A 19041-nucleotide genomic window follows, 5' to 3' on the forward strand; every position below is an offset into this window, starting at 1 on the left:
CTCAGTCCGCGGCATCGAGGCAGGTCGCCAGGTCCGCCGCGTCGATGTTGCCGCCGGAGACGATCGCGGCGGTGCGTCCCGGTGGCAGCGTGCGGTGCAGGCAGGCCGCGACCGAAACGGCCCCGCTGCGCTCGGCGACGATCCGCGCCTCCCGCGCGAGCACGCCCACGGTGCTCGCGATCTCGGTCTCGCTGACGGTGACGATGTCGTCGACCAGCGCGGACAGGTGGGCGAAGGTGAGTTCGGAGGGCTCTGCGGTCAGCCCGTCCGCGCTGGTCCGGGTGCGCTCCTCGACCGGCCAGGGCACCCGGTGCCCGGCGAGCAGGCCCGCCCGCGCGTCGGCGGCCAGCTCGGGCTCCACGCCGATGATCTTCGCCGCCGGCCGGAGCGCCTTGACCGCGGCGGCGACCCCGGAGATCAGCCCGCCGCCGCTGATCGGCGCCACCACCACGTCGACGTCGAGGTCCTCGGCGATCTCCAGGCCCGCGGTGCCCTGCCCGGCGATGACCGCGCGGTCGTCGAACGGCGGGATCAGCGCGGCGCCGGAACCCTCCGCGATCTCCTGCGCGCGGACCTCCCGATCGGCGACCTGCACCGGCACGATCTCGGCGCCGAGGGCGCGGGCGGCGGCCACCTTCGCGGCGGGCGCGGTGCTCGGCACGACGACCGTGGCGGGCACGCCGAAGGTCCGGGCGGCGTGCGCGATGGCTCGGGCGTGGTTGCCGCTGGAGTAGGTGACGACGCCGCGCGCGCGGATGTCCGGTGGCAGCGCGGCCACCGCGTGCAACGCGCCGCGGATCTTGAATGCGCCGGTGGGTTGCAGATTCTCCGGTTTCACCCAGAGCTGCCTACCGGCATCGGAAAGTAGCTGCCGGGCATCCGAAAGCAGCGGCAGCAACGGGGTGCGCACCGCCGCCGATGGTCCGGTCGCGGTGCCGATCAACCGTTGTGCGGACCGGACGTCCGCGAGGCTCACCAATTCCATGCCGAAATCATCCTTGATCGGTTTCGGCGGAGCCGGATTGCACCGGCTTCGTTACCGGAAGTGGGAGTTGTCACGAAAGAGCAACGATTAGGAGAACGTCGGCGAGATCAGACGTTGGGAGTCCAGGAAACCTGTGTGAGTGCGTGGGAGCCACATGGCCGAGGAGAACGACAAGGGCAAGCGGGACGAATCCGATGACCGGACGTCCAAGAAGATCGAACTCTCCGGGGCGCAGGTCGCGGGAGGCGCGCTCGCCTCGGTGACCGCCGCCTTGCTCGGCTCGCAGCTCGGCGTGGCGGGCACCGTCTTCGGCGCCGGGATGACCAGCGTGATCATCACCGTCGGCGGGGCGCTCTACCAGCGGTCGCTGGAGAAGACCAAGACGAAGCTGGAGAACACCAAGGACAAGGCGAACGCGGCCGCCGCCCGCGCCGCGCTCAAGCGCGCCACCAGCATCGGTGCCCAAGGGCTGACCAAGCTGCAGCCGCCGCGGCCGCCTGCGCGGCGCGAATCGTCCGCGAGCAGCCCCGCGGACGAGGCCGCCACCCGCAAGATCCGCTGGTACGGCAGCGCCATGCACTGGCCCGGTGGTGAGGAGGTCGTCGACGACCCGAACGCGACCCGGCGGATCGATGCGCAGGCGGTCGCCGACGGCGCGACCGCGCGCAGCGAAGGTGTCGGCGCTGATCCCGCCGAGTCCACGCGCCACGAGCCCGCGCCCTCCGGCGAGACCGAAGTCGTCAGCCCGCCCGCGCCCCGCCGCGGCCTGCGCTGGGGCGTGCTGGCGGTGACCAGCGGGCTCGCGTTCGTGCTGGCCATGGTCGTGATCACCGGCTGGGAAGGGATCACCGGCAAGACGCTTTCCGGGGATCAGGGAACCAGCATCGGCCGGGTCGTGCGGCCCGGTCCACCGCCCGAACCGCAGGAGCCCGCTCCGGCGGAGACCGGGACCAGCGAGCCCAGCACTTCGAGCGCGCCGGAGCCCACCTCGGAAAGCGAACCCAGCTCGGAAAGCACCGCGCCGACGGCTCCGGAAACGACCGGCGGCAGCACCACGCAGCAGAGCCCCACTCGCGAAACCGGGCGGTCGACGGCTCCCCGGACCACCGGTCAACTGCCGCAGCCGTCCGAAACCGGGCGAATCGAGGTGCCGCAGCAGGAATCCAACCCGCAGTAACGAGTCGAACGCTTTTCGTGAGAATTCCCGGTGCCGGGCCCATCGCGGGCTCGGCGCCGGGAATTCTTCTTGTGGGATGCGTCGAAAGGTGGATGCGCGGTGCGCCTGGTCGCACCAATACTGCTCCCGTCGGGATCTTCGAGCCGAACCGCCGGATCTTCAGATAGGGAGCCCCATGAGACGCAGACTCGCGGCCAGAATGGCCGGCGCGGTCCTGCTGGCGGCGGCCACCGCCGCCGCGCTGACCGTGCCCGCCTCCGCCGCGCCGCAGCCCGCGCCGCTCGCCAAGGCGGCCACCCAGCTGGAGGCCATGCAGCGCGACCTCGGCCTCACCGCCGGGCAAGCGCTGGACCGGCTGCGCAGCGAAAGCACCGCGAACCGGGCCGACCGGACGGTGCGCGACCTGCTCGGGACGGCGTTCGGCGGTTCGCACTACGACGCGGGTCTGGGCAAGCTGGTCGTCGGCGTCACCGATGCGAACCTGCTCGACGAGGTGCGCGCGGCCGGTGCCGAGGCGAAGCTCGTGCGGTTCGGCGCCGACCGGCTCGGCGCGGTCGCCGACGGGCTGAACAGGAACGCGCCGCCGCAGGGCGTGACCGGGTGGTACGTCGACTCCGCCAGCAACTCGGTGGTGCTGACCACCGCGATCGGCTCGGCCGCGAAGGCGGCGGAGTTCGTGCGCTCCACCGGGGTGGACCAGCAGGCCGTGCGGGTCGTCGAGTCGCGCGAAGCGCCGCGCCCGCTGGCCGACGTGATCGGCGGCAACGCGTACTACAACGGCAGCACCCGCTGCTCGGTCGGCTTCCCGGTGCAGGGCGGCTTCGTCAGCGCCGGGCACTGCGGCAAGCAGGGCGAGGCGACCACCCAGCCGTCCGGCACCTTCGTCGGGTCGTCGTACCCGGACAACGACTACTCGTTCGTCCAGACCGGTCCCGGCGAGACGCCGCAGCCGCTGGTGAACGACTACGCGGGCGGCAGCGTCGGCGTCGCCGGGTCCGCCGAGGCCGCCGAGGGCGCGTCGGTCTGCCGGTCCGGTTCCACCTCCGGCTGGCACTGCGGCACGGTGCAGGCCAAGAACCAGTCGGTGCGCTACCCGCAGGGCGTCGTGTCCGGGCTGACCCGCACCGACGTGTGCGCCGAGCCGGGCGACTCCGGCGGTTCGTTCCTGGCCGGGGATCAGGCGCAGGGGGTGACCTCGGGCGGTTCCGGCAACTGCAGCCTCGGTGGCACGACCTACTTCCAGCCGGTCAACGAGATCCTCGGCGCGTACGGTCTCACGCTGCTCACCGGCTGATCCCGCTCTCCGGCCGAACGGATCGTTCGACCGACCGCCCCAGGCGAACGGTCCGTTCACTCCGGAAGAGCAGCGGGCGGCTCAGCCGGGGAGCCCGGCGCGGAGGGACTCGGCGGCGGCGCGCGGGTCTTCGGCCTCGGTGACCGCGCGGACCACCACGGCCCGCTCGGCACCGGCCGCGACCGCCTCGGCGAGGTTGCCGTGCCCGACGCCGCCGATCGCGAACCACGGCCTGCCGTGCCCGTGGTGCTCCGCGGCGTGCCGCACCAGCTCCAGCCCGGCCGCCGCACGACCCGGCTTCGTCGGCGTCGTCCACACCGGGCCGGTGCAGAAGTAGTCCACGCCCGGCTCGGTCGCCGCCGCGTCGGCCTGCACCACGTCGTGCGTGGAACGCCCCAGCACCACCTCGTCGCCGACGATGCGCCGCGCGAGCCCGACCGGGATGTCCTCCTGCCCGAGGTGCAGCACGTCGGCTTCCGCGGCCAGCGCCACGTCCGCGCGGTCGTTCACCGCGAGCAGCGCGCCGTGCCGCACGCACGCCTCGGCGAGCACTTCCAGCGCCGCCAGTTCTCGGCGGGCCTCCAACGGCGCGCCTTCGGCGCTCTTGTCGCGCAGCTGGATGATGTCGACCCCGCCGGACAACGCCGAGTCGGCGAAGTCCGCGAGATCACCCCGCTCGGTCCGCGCATCGGTGCACAAGTACAGGCGCGCATCGGCGAGCCGAGCGCGGATGCCGTAACCGTCCAACCCTGGCATGTGACCGAGCTTAGCCCGCGGTCGGCGGCTGACTCCGCCTCGCGCGGTCGGTAACGTGGACATCGGTCCGCACGGGAGTCCGGGGGAGTACCGGACTGAGAGGGGGCGCCAGCCCCGACCGTCGAACCTGATCCGGGTCATGCCGGCGCAGGGAGCGCAAAATGTCGCACAGTTCCACCGGCCTCGCGGCCGCCCGTCACGTCTCCGCTCGACCGTCCGTAACCGTCGTGGGCGGCGGTGTCATCGGTCTCGCCATCGCGTGGTGCGCCGCGCGCGACGGAAGTCCGGTGCGCCTGGTGGACGCCGAGGAGCCCGCCGCGTCCTGGGTCGCAGGCGGGATGCTGGCCCCGATCGCGGAGGCATGGCCGGGCGAGGAGGAGCTGCTCGAGCTCGGCGCGGCTTCGCTGGCGCGGTGGCCCGATTTCGCCGCCGAACTCACCGCCGCCTCGGGCCTGCCGTCCGGCCTGCGCACCGAGGGCACGCTGGTGGCCGGAGTGGACGGCGCGGACCGCGCGGACCTGGACCGGCTCGCCGAGCATCTGGCGAGCGTGGGTCGCGAGGTCTCCCGCATCGACGGCCGCGCCGCGCGGAGGCTGGAGCCTTCGCTGGGCCCCGCGGTGCGCCGCGGCCTGGAAGTGCCCGGTGATCTCGCCGTGGACAACCGGATCGCGTTGGCCGCGCTCCGGGCGGCCGCGACGAACGTGGGCGTCGAGTTCGTCGCGGACCGTGTGCTGCGCGTGCGCCCCGGCGAGGTGGACTTCGCCGATTCCGCGCTGCGCAGCGACATCGTGGTGATCGCGGCCGGGGCGCACTCCGGCGCGCTGCATCCCGCGCTGGACGGCCGGATCCGCCCGGTGAAGGGCGAGGTGTTGCGACTGCGGGCGCGCGGCTCCGCGCTGCCGCCGCCGTCGCGCACGGTCCGCGGCCCGGTGCACGGCAGGCAGGTGTACTTGGTGCCGCGCGACGAGGGCGGACTGGTGGTCGGTGCGACGCAGTACGACGTCGGGTTCGACACCGACGTCACCGTCGGCGGGGTGCGCGACCTGATGAACGCCGCCGAACGACTCGTGCCCGGCATCGCCGAATACCAGCTGGTCGAGGCGGACGCGGGCCTGCGGCCGGGTACGCACGACAACTTGCCGCTGCTCGGCGAACTGGAGCCGGGCGTGCTGGTGGCCACCGGCCACCACCGCAACGGTTTCCTGCTCGCCCCGCTCACCGCCGAGGCGATCGTCGCGGCGCTGAGCGGCCGGGAACCGCCGCCGGTGGTGCGCGCGGCCGCGCCGGGCAGGGCCGTCGAGACAGGAGGTCGACCGTGCAGATCATGATCAACGGCGCGCCGCGTCCGCTCGGCGCGGACGAAACGCTGGCCACCGTGCTCGACGAGTTCGGCGTGCCGCACCGAGGTGTGGCCGTGGCCGTGGACGGGGCCGTGGTGCCCAGGGCTTCCTGGGCGCAGACCGAGCTGCGCGACGGCTCGGCGGTCGAAGTGCTCACCGCCGTGCAAGGAGGCTGACGTGGACGATCCGCTGCTGATCGCGGGCCGCGAGTTCGGCTCACGGCTGATCACCGGAACCGGGGGCGCGACGAACCTGTCGGTGCTGGAGCGCGCGCTGCTGGCGTCCGGCACCGAGCTGACCACCGTCGCGATGCGGCGCGCGGACGCGGGCGGGCGCACCGGCGTGCTGGAGCTGCTGCAGCGGCTCGGCATCGAAGCCCTGCCGAACACCGCGGGCTGCCGCACCGCGGCGGAGGCGGTGCTCACCGCCCAGCTCGCGCGGGAGGCGCTGGAGACCAGCTGGGTGAAGCTGGAAGTGGTCGCCGACGAGGACACCCTGCTGCCGGACCCGGTCGAGCTGCCCGAGGCCGCCGAGCAGCTGGTGGACGACGGGTTCACCGTGCTCGCCTACACCAACGACGACCCGGTGCTCGCGCGCAAGCTGGAAGACCTCGGCTGCGCTGCGGTGATGCCGCTGGGCTCGCCGATCGGCACCGGGCTGGGCATCCGCAACCCGCACAACATCGAGATGATCGTGGCGCGGGCCGGGGTGCCGGTCGTGCTGGACGCCGGGATCGGCACCGCCTCCGACGCGGCGCTGGCGATGGAGCTGGGTTGCGACGCGGTGCTGCTGGCTACCGCGGTGACCCGCGCGAAGGACCCGGAGCGGATGGCCGCGGCGATGCGGGCGGCCGTCGACGGCGGCCGGCTGGCTTCCCAAGCGGGCCGCATCCCGCAACGCTTCTGGGCGCAGGCTTCCAGCCCCACGACCCCCTGAACCCCGTTCTCCAGGAGTGAACGGACCGTTCGTCCAATCTAGTCGGACCAACAGGCCGTTCACTCCGGAAAGATCAACCGGGGAGGGTGGCGTTCGGGCGTGTCGGGCAGGTGTGGCCGGAACCGGGTGGAAGGAGCGGTGCACGCCGGCGAAGGGTCTTCACTCGGATCGGTACCGCTCGCGGTGCGTCGCTTAGGCTCGTGGAGTGCCGTCGCTGACCTTGACCGCTCGCCTGTCCACCTCCGCGGCCCACACCCGGCGCGGCGTGGTCCGGCTGCACCCGGAAGTCCTCGATGCGCTCGGGCTGCGGCCGTGGGACGCCGTCGAGCTCACCGGCGGCCGGGTGACGGTCGCGCTGGCCGCGGCCGCCGACCGCGCGGGCCCGGCGGGAGTGCTGCTGCTCGATGACGTGGCGCTGATGAACCTCGGCATGACCGAGGGCGCGGAGCTCGGCGTCGCCCCGGCACGGGTGCAGCCCGCGCGGCAGGTGACCGTGGCCGGTTCTCGCCTGGCCACCGCCGCAGTCTCGGCGGAGACGGTGCGGCTGGCGCTGACCGGCAAGGTCTTCCGGCCAGGGGACACGGTTTCGCTGCTGCCGCAGGACCTGGCTCCGGCGACGGCGGCCAACGCGGGGCAGGTGCGCAGGCGGCTGTCCGCGGCGATCGGGATGACCTGGACCAACGAGCTGATCACCATCGCCGGTGCCGACCCGGACGGTCCCGTGGCGGTGACTCCGTCCACTGTGGTCGCTTGGCGCGGTGCTGCGGGGGAGCGCCCGGAAGCCGCCGCGGTGACCGCGCCGCCCGCGGCTCCCGCACCGGAGCCCGAACCGCACGCCGAACCACCGGTGCCGCTGCACGACCTGGCCGGTTCGCGGGATGCGGCGAACCGGCTCGCCGAATGGCTCCGGTTGTCCTTCGAGCAGCCCGAACTGCTGCGCCGCCTTGGCACGACCCCGCAGCTCGGAGTCCTGCTCAGCGGCCCGGCCGGGGTCGGCAAGGCGACCGCGGCCCGATCCGTGGCCCGCGAGGTCGGCGCGGAACTGGTGGAGATCACCGCTCCCAGCATCGCCGCGCTGGAGGCCAAAAGCGCGGCGCAGCGCTGGCAGGACGCGCTCGACCGGGCGGCGAGCAGCGCCGCCGAGCACACCTGCGTCCTGCTGATCACCGACGTGGACAGCCTGCTGCCCGCGTCCGAACCGCCGCCGCTGGCCACCGTCGCGCTGGACGCGCTTACCGCGGTGCTCAGCACGAGCAACCTCGCCGTCGTGGTCACCAGCGCCCAGCCGCAGGCCGTCGATCCGCGGCTGCGCGAGCCGGGGCGGGTGGACCGCGAACTCACCATCGGCCTGCCGGACGCGCCGACCCGGACCGAGCTGCTGCGGGTCCTGCTGCGCAACGCACCGCTCGCGGAGGACGTGCGGCCCGGCGAGATCGCCGAGCGCACACCCGGATTCGTCGTCGCCGACCTGGTGGCGCTGTGCCGGGAGGCGGCGGTGCGCGCCGCACTGGGCCACGCGCAAGGCACCGAACCCGCCGTGGCCCAGCAGGACTTCCTCGACGCCCTCACCGCCGTGCGCCCCATCTCGATGTCCACATCGGACAACTTGCAGACCGGCGGCCTGACCCTGGACGACGTCGGCGACATGGCCGAGGTGAAGCAGTCGCTGACCGAGACGGTGCTGTGGCCGCTGCGCTACCCGGACTCGTTCACCCGCCTCGGCGTGGAACCGCCGCGCGGGGTGCTGCTGTACGGCCCGCCCGGGTGCGGCAAGACGTTCCTGGTGCGTGCGCTGGCAGGCAGCGGGCGGCTCAACGTGCTGTCGGTCAAGGGTGCCGAGCTGATGGACAAGTTCGTGGGCGAGTCCGAACGCGCCGTGCGCGAACTGTTCCTGCGCGCCGCGAACGCCTCGCCGGCGCTGGTGTTCCTGGACGAGGTGGACGCGCTCGCGCCGCGCCGCGGCCAGTCCGGCGATTCCGGCGTCAGCGACCGGGTGGTGGCCGCGCTGCTGACCGAATTGGACGGCGTGGAGCCGATGCGCGACGTCGTCGTGCTCGGCGCGACCAACCGGCCCGAACTGGTGGATCCGGCGCTGCTGCGCCCCGGCAGGCTGGAACGGCTGGTGTACGTGCCGCCGCCGGATGCGGCCGCGCGCGAGGAGATCCTGCGCTCCGCGTCCCGCAACACCCCGCTCGCGTCCGATGTGGACTTGGGTGAGCTGGCTGCCGAGCTGGACGGCTACTCGGCGGCGGACTGCGCTGCGCTGGTGCGCGAAGCGGCGTTGACCGCGATGCGCGAATCCCTCGCCGCCGCGGAGGTTTCCGCCGCGCACTTGCGCACCGCACGCGGCGCGGTGCGCCCGTCGCTGGACCCCGCGCAGCTGGCGGCGCTGGAGTCCTACGCCGACTCGCGTCGCTGAGTGCCCTGTCTTCGGGCTCGTTCCGCGAAGCTGGCCGACGCCGGTCGCGAGGCAGGCGCTGAGGTCTTGCGCGGGATTCGGCGCAGTGCCGCCGACTCCGCCCGGGCCCGCCGCGCACCCGCCGAGCCGCACGACCGGCCACAGTGGACGGAAGCGGCCGTCAGCTACCGCCCTTGCCCCCGGAAATGCCCTTGTAATCGTTGGTGATGATGGCGATGACCCCGGGGCTGGCGTCCTCCAGTCCCGGGAACCGGGGCTCGAGCTTGGCCCGGAACGCCGAGGCCACCGCCTGCGCCTGCTTCTCTTCCGGGGTTCCCGGCCGGTAGTACACGGTGGTCGTCGGGATCGTGCCGCGCGCGTAGTTGCCCACCTCGGGCACCTCGTAGCCGGCGCTGCGGAAGTCGTCCGCGGCCCGGTGCGCCAGCCCCTTGATGGTGCTGTTGTTGTAGACCCGCACGACGATCTTCGCCTGGCCCGGCTCGGCGCCCGGGGCGTCCGGGCGCGGCTGGTTCGCCGACGGTGGCTGCTCGGGTTGCGGCAGGCTGCTCGGGCTCGGCGGCGGCGCTGCGCCGTTGGTGGGCTCCGGGCTGCTGGTGGGATCCGGACTGCTGGTCGGCTCCGGCGGCAGCGGCGGCAACGGCGGTTGCGGCGCGGAGGTCTGCTCGCCCGCAGGCGGCACCGCCTCGGTGTCCTCACCACCGCCTGCCAGCGTCGCCAGGCCGACCACTGCGGCCACGGCTCCGACGCCGATGAGCGCGAACCCGCCGAGCTTCGCCGCGGACGGGCTGGACGGGGGTTGCCCGGAAGTCATCAGTGCCACTCGATTCCCAGTCGGCGGGCCTGCCGGGCACGTTGCCGACTCGCCCGCAGCTTGCGCAAACGTTTGATCAGCATGGGATCCGACCGCACCGCCGCCTGGTCGTCCAGCAGCCCGTTGAGCACCTGGTAGTAGCGGGTGCCGGACATGTCGAACAGCTCCCGGATCGCCCGCTCCTTGCCGCCGGAACGCTTCCACCACTGCCGTTCGAAGGCGAGGATGCCCGCTTCCTGCTCGGTCAGGTTCCGATCGGCCTGCTTCCGGTCGGTGGGCTCCCGGTCGGCCGGGCCACGGTCCGCGGACCTGCGCCCGATGCATTCGCGGCCCTGCCGCTGCGGCTCGGGCCTGCTCGGCCCGGCGCCGTTCGGCTCGGTTCCGGCACGTTCGTCTCGACCCGGTTCGGCACCGCCCGGCCGGTCGGTTTCCGGTCCGGCGACTCGCAGCATCGGCTCGGTGACCGCCTCCACCGGGCGCAGCCGTCCGTCCGGCAGCTGCCCGTCCGGAAGGTGCCCGTCCGGCAGCTGCCCATCCGGCGCCACTCCGCCGCCGCGCCGGCCCACGACCCGCGCCAGTTCCTCGCATTGCCGCGCGATCTCCTGCGCGGTCAACATCTGAGCGGCGTCCATCTGGCTCCTCGCGTCGCGATCCGGGGATCCCGCGTTCGCCGGAATCACAAGGGTGTGATTCCGCGACCATTACATCACGCGGCCCGGTGCCGGATGCGAGGACAACACACCGGCGACGACACCCGTGCTGGTGATCCACTCCGCGCCTGCGGCGACGGCCGCGGACCGACCGATACGCTCCGCCGCATGGCTGTTCACCCGATCCGCATCGTGGGCGACCCGGTGCTGCACCACCCCACCCGTCCCGTGGAGCAGTTCGACGCGGAACTGCGCACGCTGGTGGACGAGATGTTCGAGACGAACGCGGCCGCCAACGGTGCCGGGCTCGCGGCCAATCAGATCGGCGTGGACCTGCGGGTGTTCGTCTACGACTGCCCCGACGACGACGGCGTGCGGCACCGCGGCGTGCTGGTGAACCCGTCGCTGGAAACCGGCGAGATCCCGGAGACCATGCCGGACCCGGAAGACGACTGGGAGGGCTGCCTGTCGGTGCCCGGCGAGGCCTTTCCCACCGGCCGCGCGAGCTGGGCGAAGGCCACCGGCCAGGACGTGGACGGCTCGCCGATCGAGGTGGAGGGCACCGGTTTCTTCGCCCGCTGCCTGCAGCACGAGACCGACCACCTGGACGGCTACCTCTACCTGAGCAGGTTGATCGGGCGGAACGCGCGGGCGGCGAAGAAGACCGTGAAGCGCAACGGCTGGGGAGTCCCCGGATTGTCCTGGGACCCGGCGGTGGAAGGCGATCCGTTCGGCGTGGAATGAACCGCCGATCAGCGCGGGAAATCCGCCGTCTCGATCGTCACGTCGAACGGCCCGGGCAGGATCAACGGTTTTCCGAACGGGACCGCGCGTGCAGCTCGGTAGACGTCTTCGGCCGGATCGGAATACAGGGTCACCGTTGGCCACCGATCCGCGAACCGGTCGATGAGCAGGTAGAGCGGGATTGCAGCACGGGCGTAAGCGTGCAGTTTCCTGGTGCGGCCGGTATCCGCGTAGCCCTTCGAGGTGATTTCCATCGCGAGCAAGGCGGCTTCCCCGGGAATGACCCCTGATTCGCCCTCGGTGGCGTCGCGTGGGAACGCGATCAGGTCGGGTACGTACTGGCCAGGGAAAGGCGGTGCGGAAACGCCCGCGGTCTGGAATAGCACGATGTCTCGCGGCAGCGCCGGGTAGATCGATCGTTGGACCGAGTCGGCGATTAGATTGTGCTTCGGCGCGGGCGGCGGGGACATCACGATCCTTCCGTCGATGATCTCCGCGCGCCAGCCTTCGGGAGGATCGAGGTGCTCGAAGACCTCGACGAGTTCGTCCCAAGACGAATCCTGAAGTGCCGGGGCTGCACTCACAGCGCGATCACCTCCTGTATTGGTGTCATCACGCACTGTATCCTCCCGGTCTGACAATCAAGCATCGTCCCTGGTAATCAGCTTAGCGGTGATCCGTCCCGGCGTCGGTGGCCCACTTGTGGTCTTGGCACGGGCCGTGTCCGCCGCTAGCCTCGATCGGGACAACACAACCGCGGGAGCCCGCACCGGAAGCGGGCTGAGAGGGCGGCTGGACCGATCGGTCCGGGGCCGCCGACCGCCTGAACCTGACCGGATAATGCCGGCGTAGGGAGTGAACGGCCATGGCCGACGTGCGTCCTGATCAGTCCACTGCGGACACCCGAGCCACCGCGGAAGCGCAGCGCCCGGTGCGCTCTCAGTCCACTGTGGAATCCGTCGTGCCCGGGGTGACCACCGGCCCGATCACCGGCTCGCGCAAGGTCTACCGCGAGACCGCCGGGCTGCGCGTGCCGCAGCGCCGCATCGACCTCAGCAACGGCGAGCACCTGGACGTCTACGACACCTCCGGCCCGTACACCGACACCGCGGCCGACATTGACGTCCACAGTGGACTTCCGCGTGCCAGGGAAGGCTGGAACGGCGAGCACCGGACCCAGCTGGCGTGGGCGAAGGCGGGCGTGCTCACCCGCGAGATGGAGTTCGTCGCCGCGCGCGAGGACCTGCCTGCCGAGCTGGTGCGCGACGAGATCGCCCGCGGCCGCGCGGTGCTGCCCGCGAACCGCTGCCACCCGGAGACCGAGCCGATGATCATCGGGAAGAACTTCCTGGTGAAGGTGAACGCCAACATCGGCAACTCGGCGGTGACCTCGTCGGTCGAGGAAGAGGTCGAGAAGATGGTGTGGGCCGCCCGCTGGGGCGCCGACACGATCATGGACCTGTCCACCGGCAAGCGGATCCACGAAACCCGCGAGCGGATCCTGCGCAATTCGCCCGTCCCGGTCGGCACCGTGCCGATCTACCAGGCGCTGGAGAAGGTCGACGGCGATCCGGCGCAGCTGACCTGGGAGCTGTACCGGGACACCGTGATCGAGCAGTGCGAGCAGGGCGTGGACTACATGACCGTGCACGCGGGCGTGCTGCTGCGCTACGTGCCGCTGACCGCGCAGCGCGTCACGGGGATCGTCTCGCGCGGGGGTTCGATCATGGCGGCGTGGTGCCTGGCGCACCACCGGGAGAGCTTCCTGTACACGCACTTCTCCGAGCTGTGCGAGATCCTGCGGGACTACGACGTCACGTTCTCCCTCGGCGACGGGTTGCGGCCCGGATCCATCGCGGACGCCAACGACCGCGCCCAGTTCGCCGAGCTGGAGACCCTCGGCGAGCTCACCCGGATCGCCCGCGAGCACGACGTGCAGGTGATGATCGAAGGCCCCGGCCACGTGCCGATGCACAAGATCGCGGAGAACGTGCGGCTGGAAGAGGAGCTGTGCGACGAGGCGCCGTTCTACACCCTCGGGCCGCTGACCACCGACATCGCGCCCGCCTACGACCACATCACCTCCGGCATCGGCGCGGCGGTGATCGCGCAGGCCGGTACCGCGATGCTCTGCTACGTCACGCCGAAGGAGCACCTCGGGCTGCCGGACCGGGACGACGTGAAGACCGGTGTGATCACCTACAAGATCGCCGCGCACGCCGGTGACCTCGCGAAGGGGCACCCGCGGGCGCAGGAGTGGGACGACGCGCTGTCGAAGGCGCGGTTCGAGTTCCGCTGGACCGACCAGTTCCACCTGTCGCTGGACCCGGACACCGCGAAGTCCTTCCACGACCAGACACTGCCCGCGGAACCCGCGAAGACGGCGCACTTCTGCTCGATGTGCGGGCCGAAGTTCTGCTCCATGAAGATCACCCAGGACGTCCGCAGGTTCGCCGAGGAGCGCGGGTTGACCAGTGTGGAGGCGATCGAGGAAGGCATGCGGGAGAAGTCCGAGGAGTTCGCCGAGTCCGGCGGCGAGGTCTACCTGCCGATCGTGCGGTGAGTGCTTGCCTGTTGAGCTCGTTTTGCGTAGGTGGTCGGGTAGCGGAACCTCAGGCGCCGTCTCGCTGCGGGATCTCCTCCTGAAGTAGCGCCCTACTCGGCGTCGGAGCTGTCCTCGCGAGACGACGCCTGAGAACCCGCGGTGGTGCCGGTTGCGTAGGTGGCGAAAGCGGCTGACGCCGCTTGAAAAGACCAACACCAGAACCGTTCCGAGACAGGCGCCTAGGATGAGCAGGATGTACGACGAGCCTGGCCTGCGACGACCCGCCAACGACACGGCGCCGCCGACCGCGCTGACCATCGCCGGCTCGGACTCCGGTGGCAGTGCCGGGATGCACGCCGATCTGCGCGCGTTCTTCTCCTGCGGCGTGCACGGCATGACCGCGGTGACCGCGGTGACCGTGCAGAACACCGTGGGAGTCACGGGCCTGGTGGAAATCCCGGCGGAGACGGTGGGTGCGCAGATCGGCGCCGTCGCCTCGGACATCGGGGTGGATGCGGCGAAGACGGGGGTGCTGGCCTCGGCGGCGACCATAGAGGCGGTCGTGGCCGCCTGCGACGAGCACGGCATCGGCGGCTCCGGCCGCACCCCGTTCGTCGTCGACCCGGTCGCCGCATCCCGCAGCGGTGAGCCGCTGTTGCGCGCGGACGCCCTCGACGTGCTGCGCTACCAGGCGTTCCCCAGGGCGACGCTGGTGACGCCGAACCTGGACGAGGTGCGGCTGCTCACCGGCCGCGACGCGCGCACCCGGGACGACCTGCTGGACGCGGCGAAGGCGGTGCACGACTTCGGGCCGCAGTGGGTGCTGATCAAGAGCGGGCACCTGCGGGACGACCCGGAGTGCGTGGACCTGCTCTTCGACGGCAGCACGGCGATGCCGCTGCCGGGCCCGCGCTACTCCACGGTGCACACGCACGGCGCCGGTGACGTGTTCGCTTCGGCGATCACCGCCGCGCTCGCCAAGGGTGCTGCGGTGCCGGAGGCGGTGGCGGCGGGCAAGCGGTTCGTGACGCGCAGCGTCGAGCACGCCTACCCGCTCGGTTCCGGAGTGGGACCGGTGTCGACGTTCTGGCGGATCAGCCCGCGGTCGATCTGATGGGGACCGGCTTGAGTTACCTGATCGAGTGATTTTCGACGACGCCGTAACTCACGAGGCGGGTCGCACCGACATAGATCGTGAGTCATGCGGCAGCCTGCCGATCGGCCAGTGCCTCTCCGGCCCAGTGCTTGTCCGGCCAGTGTTTGTCCGGCCCAGTGCCTCGTCGGCCCAGTGCCTTTTCGGCGCTGTGCCTCTGCGGCGCTGGGCCCCTCCGGCGCTGTGGCTTCCCCGACTCCGCGCCGCTCGGGCGAAGCCCGCTGCGGATGCCGGGGGAATGCCCGGCGTCCTGCGCAACGCTCGGCTACGGGGCGCATCGACCTCTCGCACGCGACGAAGAAGTAGGAGTAAGCGACCACCGTGGCTGCATCGGTGTTGACGAAGGTAAGAGAGCGGTTGGACACCGGCCTGAACACCGAGGCGGGGGCGCCGGATCTCCGGCGGCGCCAGTACGCGGTGGCCGTGCTCGTGACCGCGGTCGTGGCCACCGCGGGCGGCTGGTTGTTCGACCTGCGCACGCCCGCGCTGATCGGCGGGCTGACCGCGGTGTTCGCCCTGGTGGCGGCCGGTGGGCGGTCGCTGCGGTCGGATCTGCACCGGTTCTCCTGGTTCGGTCCGGCGCTGGTGCTGGTGATGGCGCTGGGACCGGTGCTCTACGGCATCCCGGTGCTGGCCGGGTCGCTGGTCGCGGTGGTCGTGTTCGGTTCCGGGATGCTGCCCGCGCTCGGCGAGCAGTACCGGGTCAGCGGGCAGACGTTCGCGGCGGCGACGTTGTTCTCCAGCACCACCGGCATCGGTAGCGACCAGCCCGCCTGGATGCTGTTCCTGTGCACCGTCGCAGGTGCGTTGTTCGCGCTGGTCCTGCGAGTGCTCATCGGCATCGGCGACTCGACCCGCGCGACCCGCGCGGCCGTCGCCCGCACGCTGCTCGAACCCGGGCCGGGGGTGTTGGAGTCGGCCGCGAGCGCTTGGCGCGCGGACGGCTCCACGACCTGGCTCGGGCAGGTGCTGGCCGGCGCGGCCCGGTTCCGCGCGGCCCGCGAGGCACTGCTGGCGCAGGCCGAGCAGGCCGACCGGATCGAAGCCGAGCGGCTGCACCGCATCGTCGCCGAGGCCGACCTCGTCGCCGCCGAACTCGCCCGCGCGGTGCGTTCCCGCGCCTGCAGCGGGCTGCCGGCGATGGCGCGCGTCGACCCCGCGCAGGCCGTGGTCTCCGCGGGCGGCAGGCAGGACCTGCCGGAAGCGGTCGCCGGGATGAACCAGGGGCTGGACCGGATCCGCGGCGCGGTCGTGCAGCGGGTCGAAGCGCCCGCCAGCCCGCCCGCGCCCGGCGGTGCCAAGCAGCGCGCGATCGGCGGCATCAAGGCTCACCTGTCGTTGCGGTCATCGCTGTTCCGGCACGCGTTGCGCTGCACGCTCGCGGTGGGGATCGGGCTGGTGATCGTGCTGCTGCTGCACGATCCGTCGGCGTCGACGCTGCTGCTCGCGCTGTACGTGGTGCTCGCGCCCGCGGCGCGGGACAGCATGAACGGGGCGCTGGAGCGGACCGGTGGCGCGGTGCTCGGCGTGGTCTTCCTCGCCGCGCTGATCACGCTGCTGCCGGGGGTGTACCTGCTGGTGCCCGCGGTGGTGGCGGCGATGCTGCTCGGGGTGGAGCGGCTGCGCACCGACTACCAGGTGCTGCTGAGCTCGTTGATCGTCATCACCGCGGTGGACCAGGCGATGCGGCTGGACCGGCCGCTGGCCAACGTCGCGATCAGCTTCGCGTCGAACACCGCGGTCGGCGCGGCCATCGCGCTCGGCGTCGGCTACGTCAGCTTCATCGTGCTGCCCAGCAGCATGGTGCCGGACGTGCGCGGTGCGGTCCGCTCCACCGTGTGGTCGGTCTCCGAGCTGCTGCGCAGCGTGCGCGCGGCCGGGCAGGGCCACCAGGTGCAGGCGGCGATGCAGGCCGCGCACGTGCTCGCGCTGCGGCGGACCCAGGATCTGCTCGGGATGCCTGCGCTGCTGGACGACCCGGAGTCGGACGAGGACCAGGAGGCCACCCGGGCCGCGGCGATCGCGCTGGACGCGCTGCGCCAGGACGTGTCGACGCTGGCGTTCCGGCCGGAGGACGAGCAGGCCGTCGCGGTGCCCGCGCTGCAGGCGGTGGACCAGCTGCTCAGCGGGCGGCCCACGGCGAAGGTGCCGGACATCCAGTCCGCCGGGGCGCCCGCGACCGAGCTGCTGGCGAGTTCGCTGGTGGAGAACGCGCTGCACGCGCGCTCGGCGATCGATCGGACGCTGGGCAATCAGCAGCCGTGGAAGCGCTACACGATCAACTTCGTGCGCACCGAACGCCTCCGCATCCGCTGAGCGCTCTGCGCCGACGAGTGAGCGGACCGCTCAAGACGGGTCGACGGTCCGCTCGCTCCGGCTCACCGCGCCTCGGCTCGTCGAGCCGAGTGAGCGGCCTGCTCGCCCCACTGGATCGGTCGAACAGCCCGTTCGCTCGGCCGGGATGGCTCAGCGGGGGCTGCCGTTGCGGCTGCGGCGCAGTCCGAGGCGGCGCCAGCTCAACCGGGGGCCTTCCGGCCCGCGGGTGCGGCGCATCCGCTGCCGCGCCCCGGCCAGCGCCCGGCGCGGGTGCGGCGGCCGCAGCCCGAGCCGCCGCTGGGTGCGCCTGCGGATGGCGCGGCGCTCGCGCGGCGGCGCCGCCCACGCCTCCGGGTGCCGCAGCAGCCAGCGGTACCGGTACACCGCGTACGGGATGTGCACGAGGTACACCACCAGCGCCACGGCCAGCGAGACCAGCGGGAACATGATGATCCCCGCGGCCAGCAGCGCCACCAGCACCAGCAGCGGAGCGACCGCCTTCGCAGGCACCTTCACGGTCTTCAGCGACAACGTCGGCACCCGGCTCACCGCGAGCGCGGCGACCGCGACCATCCAGACCATCACCACGGGCTGCTGCGCCCACCAGCCCGGATAGCCGAAGTGCGCGGTCAGCACCAGCGGCAGCAGCGCCAGCAACCCGGCCGCGGGCGCGGGCACGCCGACGAAGAACTCCTTGCTGAAGGCGGGCTGCTCGACGTCGTCCAGCAACGTGTTGAACCGCGCCAGCCGCAGGATCATGCACACCGCGAAGACCAGCGCGGCGATCCAGCCCGCCCGGTTGTCCTGCAACTGCCAGGCGTAGAGCGTCAGCGCGGGGGCGACGCCGAAGGACATCGCGTCGGACAGCGAGTCCAGCTCAGCGCCCATCCGCGTGGTGGCGTCCAGCAGCCGCGCGATCCGCCCGTCCAGCCCGTCCAGCACGGCGGCCACCGCGACCGCCGCGATGGCTCCGGTGAGCTGCGCGTTCAGCGCGAACTGCACGGCCGACAGCCCGGCGCACATCGCCAGCACGGTGACGGCGTTGGGCAGCAGCCGGATTCCGGGTGGTGCGCCGCGCAGCCCGTTCATGCCTGCCCGCCGCTGGCCGGGGATTCCGCCGCCGCGCCGGTCGGCAGCTCGGCAACCGCGGTTTCCGCGCCGACGGTGCGCTGGCCGGGTTCCACCAGCACCCGGCTGCCCGGCGGCAGGTACAGGTCCACGCGGGAGCCGAAGCGGATCAGCCCGTAGGTGTGCCCGGCCAGCACCCGGTCGCCGTCGCGCACCGAGCTGACGATGCGGCGCGCGACCAGCCCGGCGATCTGCACCACCACCAGTTCGTGCCCGTCGTCGGTGCGCAGCAGCAGCGAGTTGCGCTCGTTGTCCTCGCTGGCCTTGTCCAGGTCGGCGGACAGGAAGGCGCCGGGCCGGTAGGCGGTCTTGGCGATCTCCCCGGTGGCGGGCAGCCGCTGCACGTGCACGTCGAAGATCGTGAGGAACACGCTGACCCGGGTCAGCGGTCGATCGCCGAGCCCGAGTTCGGGTGGCGGCGCGGCGGTCTCCACGTGCGCCACGGTGCCGTCGGCGGGCGCGACCGCGATGCCGTCGCGCTGCGGCGTGACCCGCGCGGGCTCGCGGAAGAACCAGGCGCACCAGGCCGTGGCGATGCCGCCGAGCACGCCCGCGGGCCGCCACTTGCGGCGCAGCAGCAGCGTCGCGGCCGCCGCGCCGAGCACGAACGGCTTGCCCGCCGGATGCATCGGCGGAACGGTGTCGCGGGCGAGCTGAGCCAGGTGCGCCAGCGGGTTCGTCGTGCCTGGTTCTGTCTGGGTGCTCATCGAGCTGCTACACCCCGTGCGTCGGAGGTCGGTGCTGCGGCGCGGTGACCGCGCTGCGGCCGTGTCGGTACAGCATCGCG

17 protein-coding genes and 1 riboswitch are annotated in these 19041 nt (G+C 72.4%); of the genes, 10 read left to right on the forward strand and 7 right to left on the reverse strand.

Translation table 11 applies throughout. The annotated features are described in order from the left end of the window. Nucleotide 1: 1 nt before the first annotated feature. The gene (locus INP57_RS02520; protein WP_200068334.1) at nt 2-985 is read right to left on the reverse strand and encodes a threonine ammonia-lyase; all 984 of its coding nucleotides are present in this window, start codon (nt 983-985) and stop codon (nt 2-4) included. Nucleotides 986-1139: 154 nt separating this feature from the next. Here INP57_RS02520 and INP57_RS02525 point away from each other — a divergent pair, with 154 nt between their 5' ends. Both INP57_RS02525 and INP57_RS02530 read left to right on the forward strand, forming a co-directional pair. Then, nucleotides 1140-2162 carry a hypothetical protein gene (locus INP57_RS02525; protein ID WP_200068737.1) on the forward strand — a complete coding sequence of 341 codons (1023 nt, stop codon included), beginning with the start codon at nt 1140-1142 and terminating at the stop codon, nt 2160-2162. 175 nt (nt 2163-2337) lie between these two features. Then, on the forward strand, nt 2338-3456 hold the full coding sequence (locus INP57_RS02530) for a S1 family peptidase (protein WP_200068335.1): 1119 nt from the start codon (nt 2338-2340) through the stop codon (nt 3454-3456). Nucleotides 3457-3537: 81 nt separating this feature from the next. On the opposite strand, the gene thiE is transcribed toward INP57_RS02530, so the two are convergent. Next, nucleotides 3538-4212 (reverse strand): thiamine phosphate synthase, encoded by a 675-nt coding sequence (gene thiE / locus INP57_RS02535; protein ID WP_200068336.1) that lies wholly within the window; start codon nt 4210-4212, stop codon nt 3538-3540. Between the two features lie 61 nt (nt 4213-4273). After that, nucleotides 4274-4383: riboswitch (TPP riboswitch) on the forward strand. Between thiE and thiO the strand changes: the two genes are divergently transcribed. The 4 genes from thiO (at nt 4374) to INP57_RS02555 (ending at nt 8907) form a co-directional block, all read left to right on the forward strand. Beyond that, on the forward strand, nt 4374-5540 hold the full coding sequence (thiO, locus tag INP57_RS02540; RefSeq protein WP_200068337.1) for a glycine oxidase ThiO: 1167 nt from the start codon (nt 4374-4376) through the stop codon (nt 5538-5540). (Overlaps the previous riboswitch by 10 nt.) Continuing rightward, nucleotides 5537-5728, forward strand: a complete 192-nt coding sequence (gene thiS / locus INP57_RS02545) for a sulfur carrier protein ThiS (protein ID WP_200068696.1) — start codon at nt 5537-5539, stop codon at nt 5726-5728. Before thiO ends, thiS begins: the two co-directional genes overlap by 4 nt. A gap of 1 nt (nt 5729) precedes the next feature. Continuing rightward, the gene (locus INP57_RS02550) at nt 5730-6488 is read left to right on the forward strand and encodes a thiazole synthase (protein ID WP_200068338.1); all 759 of its coding nucleotides are present in this window, start codon (nt 5730-5732) and stop codon (nt 6486-6488) included. 205 nt (nt 6489-6693) lie between these two features. Then, nucleotides 6694-8907 carry an AAA family ATPase gene (locus INP57_RS02555; protein ID WP_200068339.1) on the forward strand — a complete coding sequence of 738 codons (2214 nt, stop codon included), beginning with the start codon at nt 6694-6696 and terminating at the stop codon, nt 8905-8907. A 160-nt stretch (nt 8908-9067) separates the two neighbouring features. On the opposite strand, the gene INP57_RS02560 is transcribed toward INP57_RS02555, so the two are convergent. Both INP57_RS02560 and INP57_RS30465 read right to left on the reverse strand, forming a co-directional pair. After that, nucleotides 9068-9718, reverse strand: a complete 651-nt coding sequence (locus INP57_RS02560; protein WP_200068340.1) for a LytR C-terminal domain-containing protein — start codon at nt 9716-9718, stop codon at nt 9068-9070. Further along, nucleotides 9718-10350 carry a DUF3263 domain-containing protein gene (locus tag INP57_RS30465; RefSeq protein WP_374220907.1) on the reverse strand — a complete coding sequence of 211 codons (633 nt, stop codon included), beginning with the start codon at nt 10348-10350 and terminating at the stop codon, nt 9718-9720. Before INP57_RS30465 ends, INP57_RS02560 begins: the two co-directional genes overlap by 1 nt. 186 nt (nt 10351-10536) lie before the next feature. Here INP57_RS30465 and INP57_RS02570 point away from each other — a divergent pair, with 186 nt between their 5' ends. Continuing rightward, a complete protein-coding gene (locus tag INP57_RS02570) occupies nt 10537-11112 on the forward strand; it encodes a peptide deformylase (RefSeq protein ID WP_200068341.1) in 576 nt (191 codons plus the stop codon). Between the two features lie 8 nt (nt 11113-11120). Here INP57_RS02570 and INP57_RS02575 read toward each other — a convergent pair whose 3' ends face one another. Further along, nucleotides 11121-11696, reverse strand: coding sequence for a Uma2 family endonuclease (locus tag INP57_RS02575; RefSeq protein WP_200068342.1), 576 nt, complete (start codon nt 11694-11696; stop codon nt 11121-11123). Between the two features lie 281 nt (nt 11697-11977). Here INP57_RS02575 and thiC point away from each other — a divergent pair, with 281 nt between their 5' ends. From thiC to INP57_RS02590, 3 genes are all read left to right on the forward strand, one after another. Then, the gene (gene thiC / locus INP57_RS02580) at nt 11978-13675 is read left to right on the forward strand and encodes a phosphomethylpyrimidine synthase ThiC (protein WP_200068343.1); all 1698 of its coding nucleotides are present in this window, start codon (nt 11978-11980) and stop codon (nt 13673-13675) included. 235 nt (nt 13676-13910) lie between these two features. Continuing rightward, nucleotides 13911-14771, forward strand: a complete 861-nt coding sequence (thiD, locus tag INP57_RS02585) for a bifunctional hydroxymethylpyrimidine kinase/phosphomethylpyrimidine kinase (protein WP_200068344.1) — start codon at nt 13911-13913, stop codon at nt 14769-14771. Between the two features lie 396 nt (nt 14772-15167). Next, on the forward strand, nt 15168-17126 hold the full coding sequence (locus tag INP57_RS02590) for an FUSC family protein (protein ID WP_233626603.1): 1959 nt from the start codon (nt 15168-15170) through the stop codon (nt 17124-17126). Between the two features lie 150 nt (nt 17127-17276). Here the strand turns inward: INP57_RS02590 and pssA are convergent, their stop codons facing one another. Further along, on the reverse strand, nt 17277-18215 hold the full coding sequence (gene pssA / locus INP57_RS02595) for a CDP-diacylglycerol--serine O-phosphatidyltransferase (protein ID WP_200068346.1): 939 nt from the start codon (nt 18213-18215) through the stop codon (nt 17277-17279). Then, nucleotides 18212-18961 carry a phosphatidylserine decarboxylase gene (locus INP57_RS02600; RefSeq protein ID WP_200068347.1) on the reverse strand — a complete coding sequence of 250 codons (750 nt, stop codon included), beginning with the start codon at nt 18959-18961 and terminating at the stop codon, nt 18212-18214. Before INP57_RS02600 ends, pssA begins: the two co-directional genes overlap by 4 nt. Between the last annotated feature and the right edge of the window lie 80 nt (nt 18962-19041).

Origin of the sequence: Saccharopolyspora galaxeae (genome assembly GCF_016526145.1) — a bacterium.
GTDB classification, from domain to species: domain Bacteria; phylum Actinomycetota; class Actinomycetes; order Mycobacteriales; family Pseudonocardiaceae; genus Saccharopolyspora_C; species Saccharopolyspora_C galaxeae.

Bases quoted from the DNA above. Each gene is read 5' to 3' on its own strand.
- INP57_RS02520 (WP_200068334.1), bottom strand. From the start codon at position 985: ATGGAATTGGTGAGCCTCGCGGACGTCCGGTCCGCACAACGGTTGATC.
- INP57_RS02525 (WP_200068737.1), top strand. From the start codon at position 1,140: ATGGCCGAGGAGAACGACAAGGGCAAGCGGGACGAATCCGATGACCGG.
- INP57_RS02530 (WP_200068335.1), top strand. From the start codon at position 2,338: ATGAGACGCAGACTCGCGGCCAGAATGGCCGGCGCGGTCCTGCTGGCG.
- thiE (WP_200068336.1), bottom strand. From the start codon at position 4,212: ATGCCAGGGTTGGACGGTTACGGCATCCGCGCTCGGCTCGCCGATGCG.
- thiO (WP_200068337.1), top strand. From the start codon at position 4,374: ATGTCGCACAGTTCCACCGGCCTCGCGGCCGCCCGTCACGTCTCCGCT.
- thiS (WP_200068696.1), top strand. From the start codon at position 5,537: ATGATCAACGGCGCGCCGCGTCCGCTCGGCGCGGACGAAACGCTGGCC.
- INP57_RS02560 (WP_200068340.1), bottom strand. From the start codon at position 9,718: ATGACTTCCGGGCAACCCCCGTCCAGCCCGTCCGCGGCGAAGCTCGGC.
- INP57_RS30465 (WP_374220907.1), bottom strand. From the start codon at position 10,350: ATGGACGCCGCTCAGATGTTGACCGCGCAGGAGATCGCGCGGCAATGC.
- INP57_RS02570 (WP_200068341.1), top strand. From the start codon at position 10,537: ATGGCTGTTCACCCGATCCGCATCGTGGGCGACCCGGTGCTGCACCAC.
- thiC (WP_200068343.1), top strand. From the start codon at position 11,978: ATGGCCGACGTGCGTCCTGATCAGTCCACTGCGGACACCCGAGCCACC.
- thiD (WP_200068344.1), top strand. From the start codon at position 13,911: ATGTACGACGAGCCTGGCCTGCGACGACCCGCCAACGACACGGCGCCG.
- pssA (WP_200068346.1), bottom strand. From the start codon at position 18,215: ATGAACGGGCTGCGCGGCGCACCACCCGGAATCCGGCTGCTGCCCAAC.
- INP57_RS02600 (WP_200068347.1), bottom strand. From the start codon at position 18,961: ATGAGCACCCAGACAGAACCAGGCACGACGAACCCGCTGGCGCACCTG.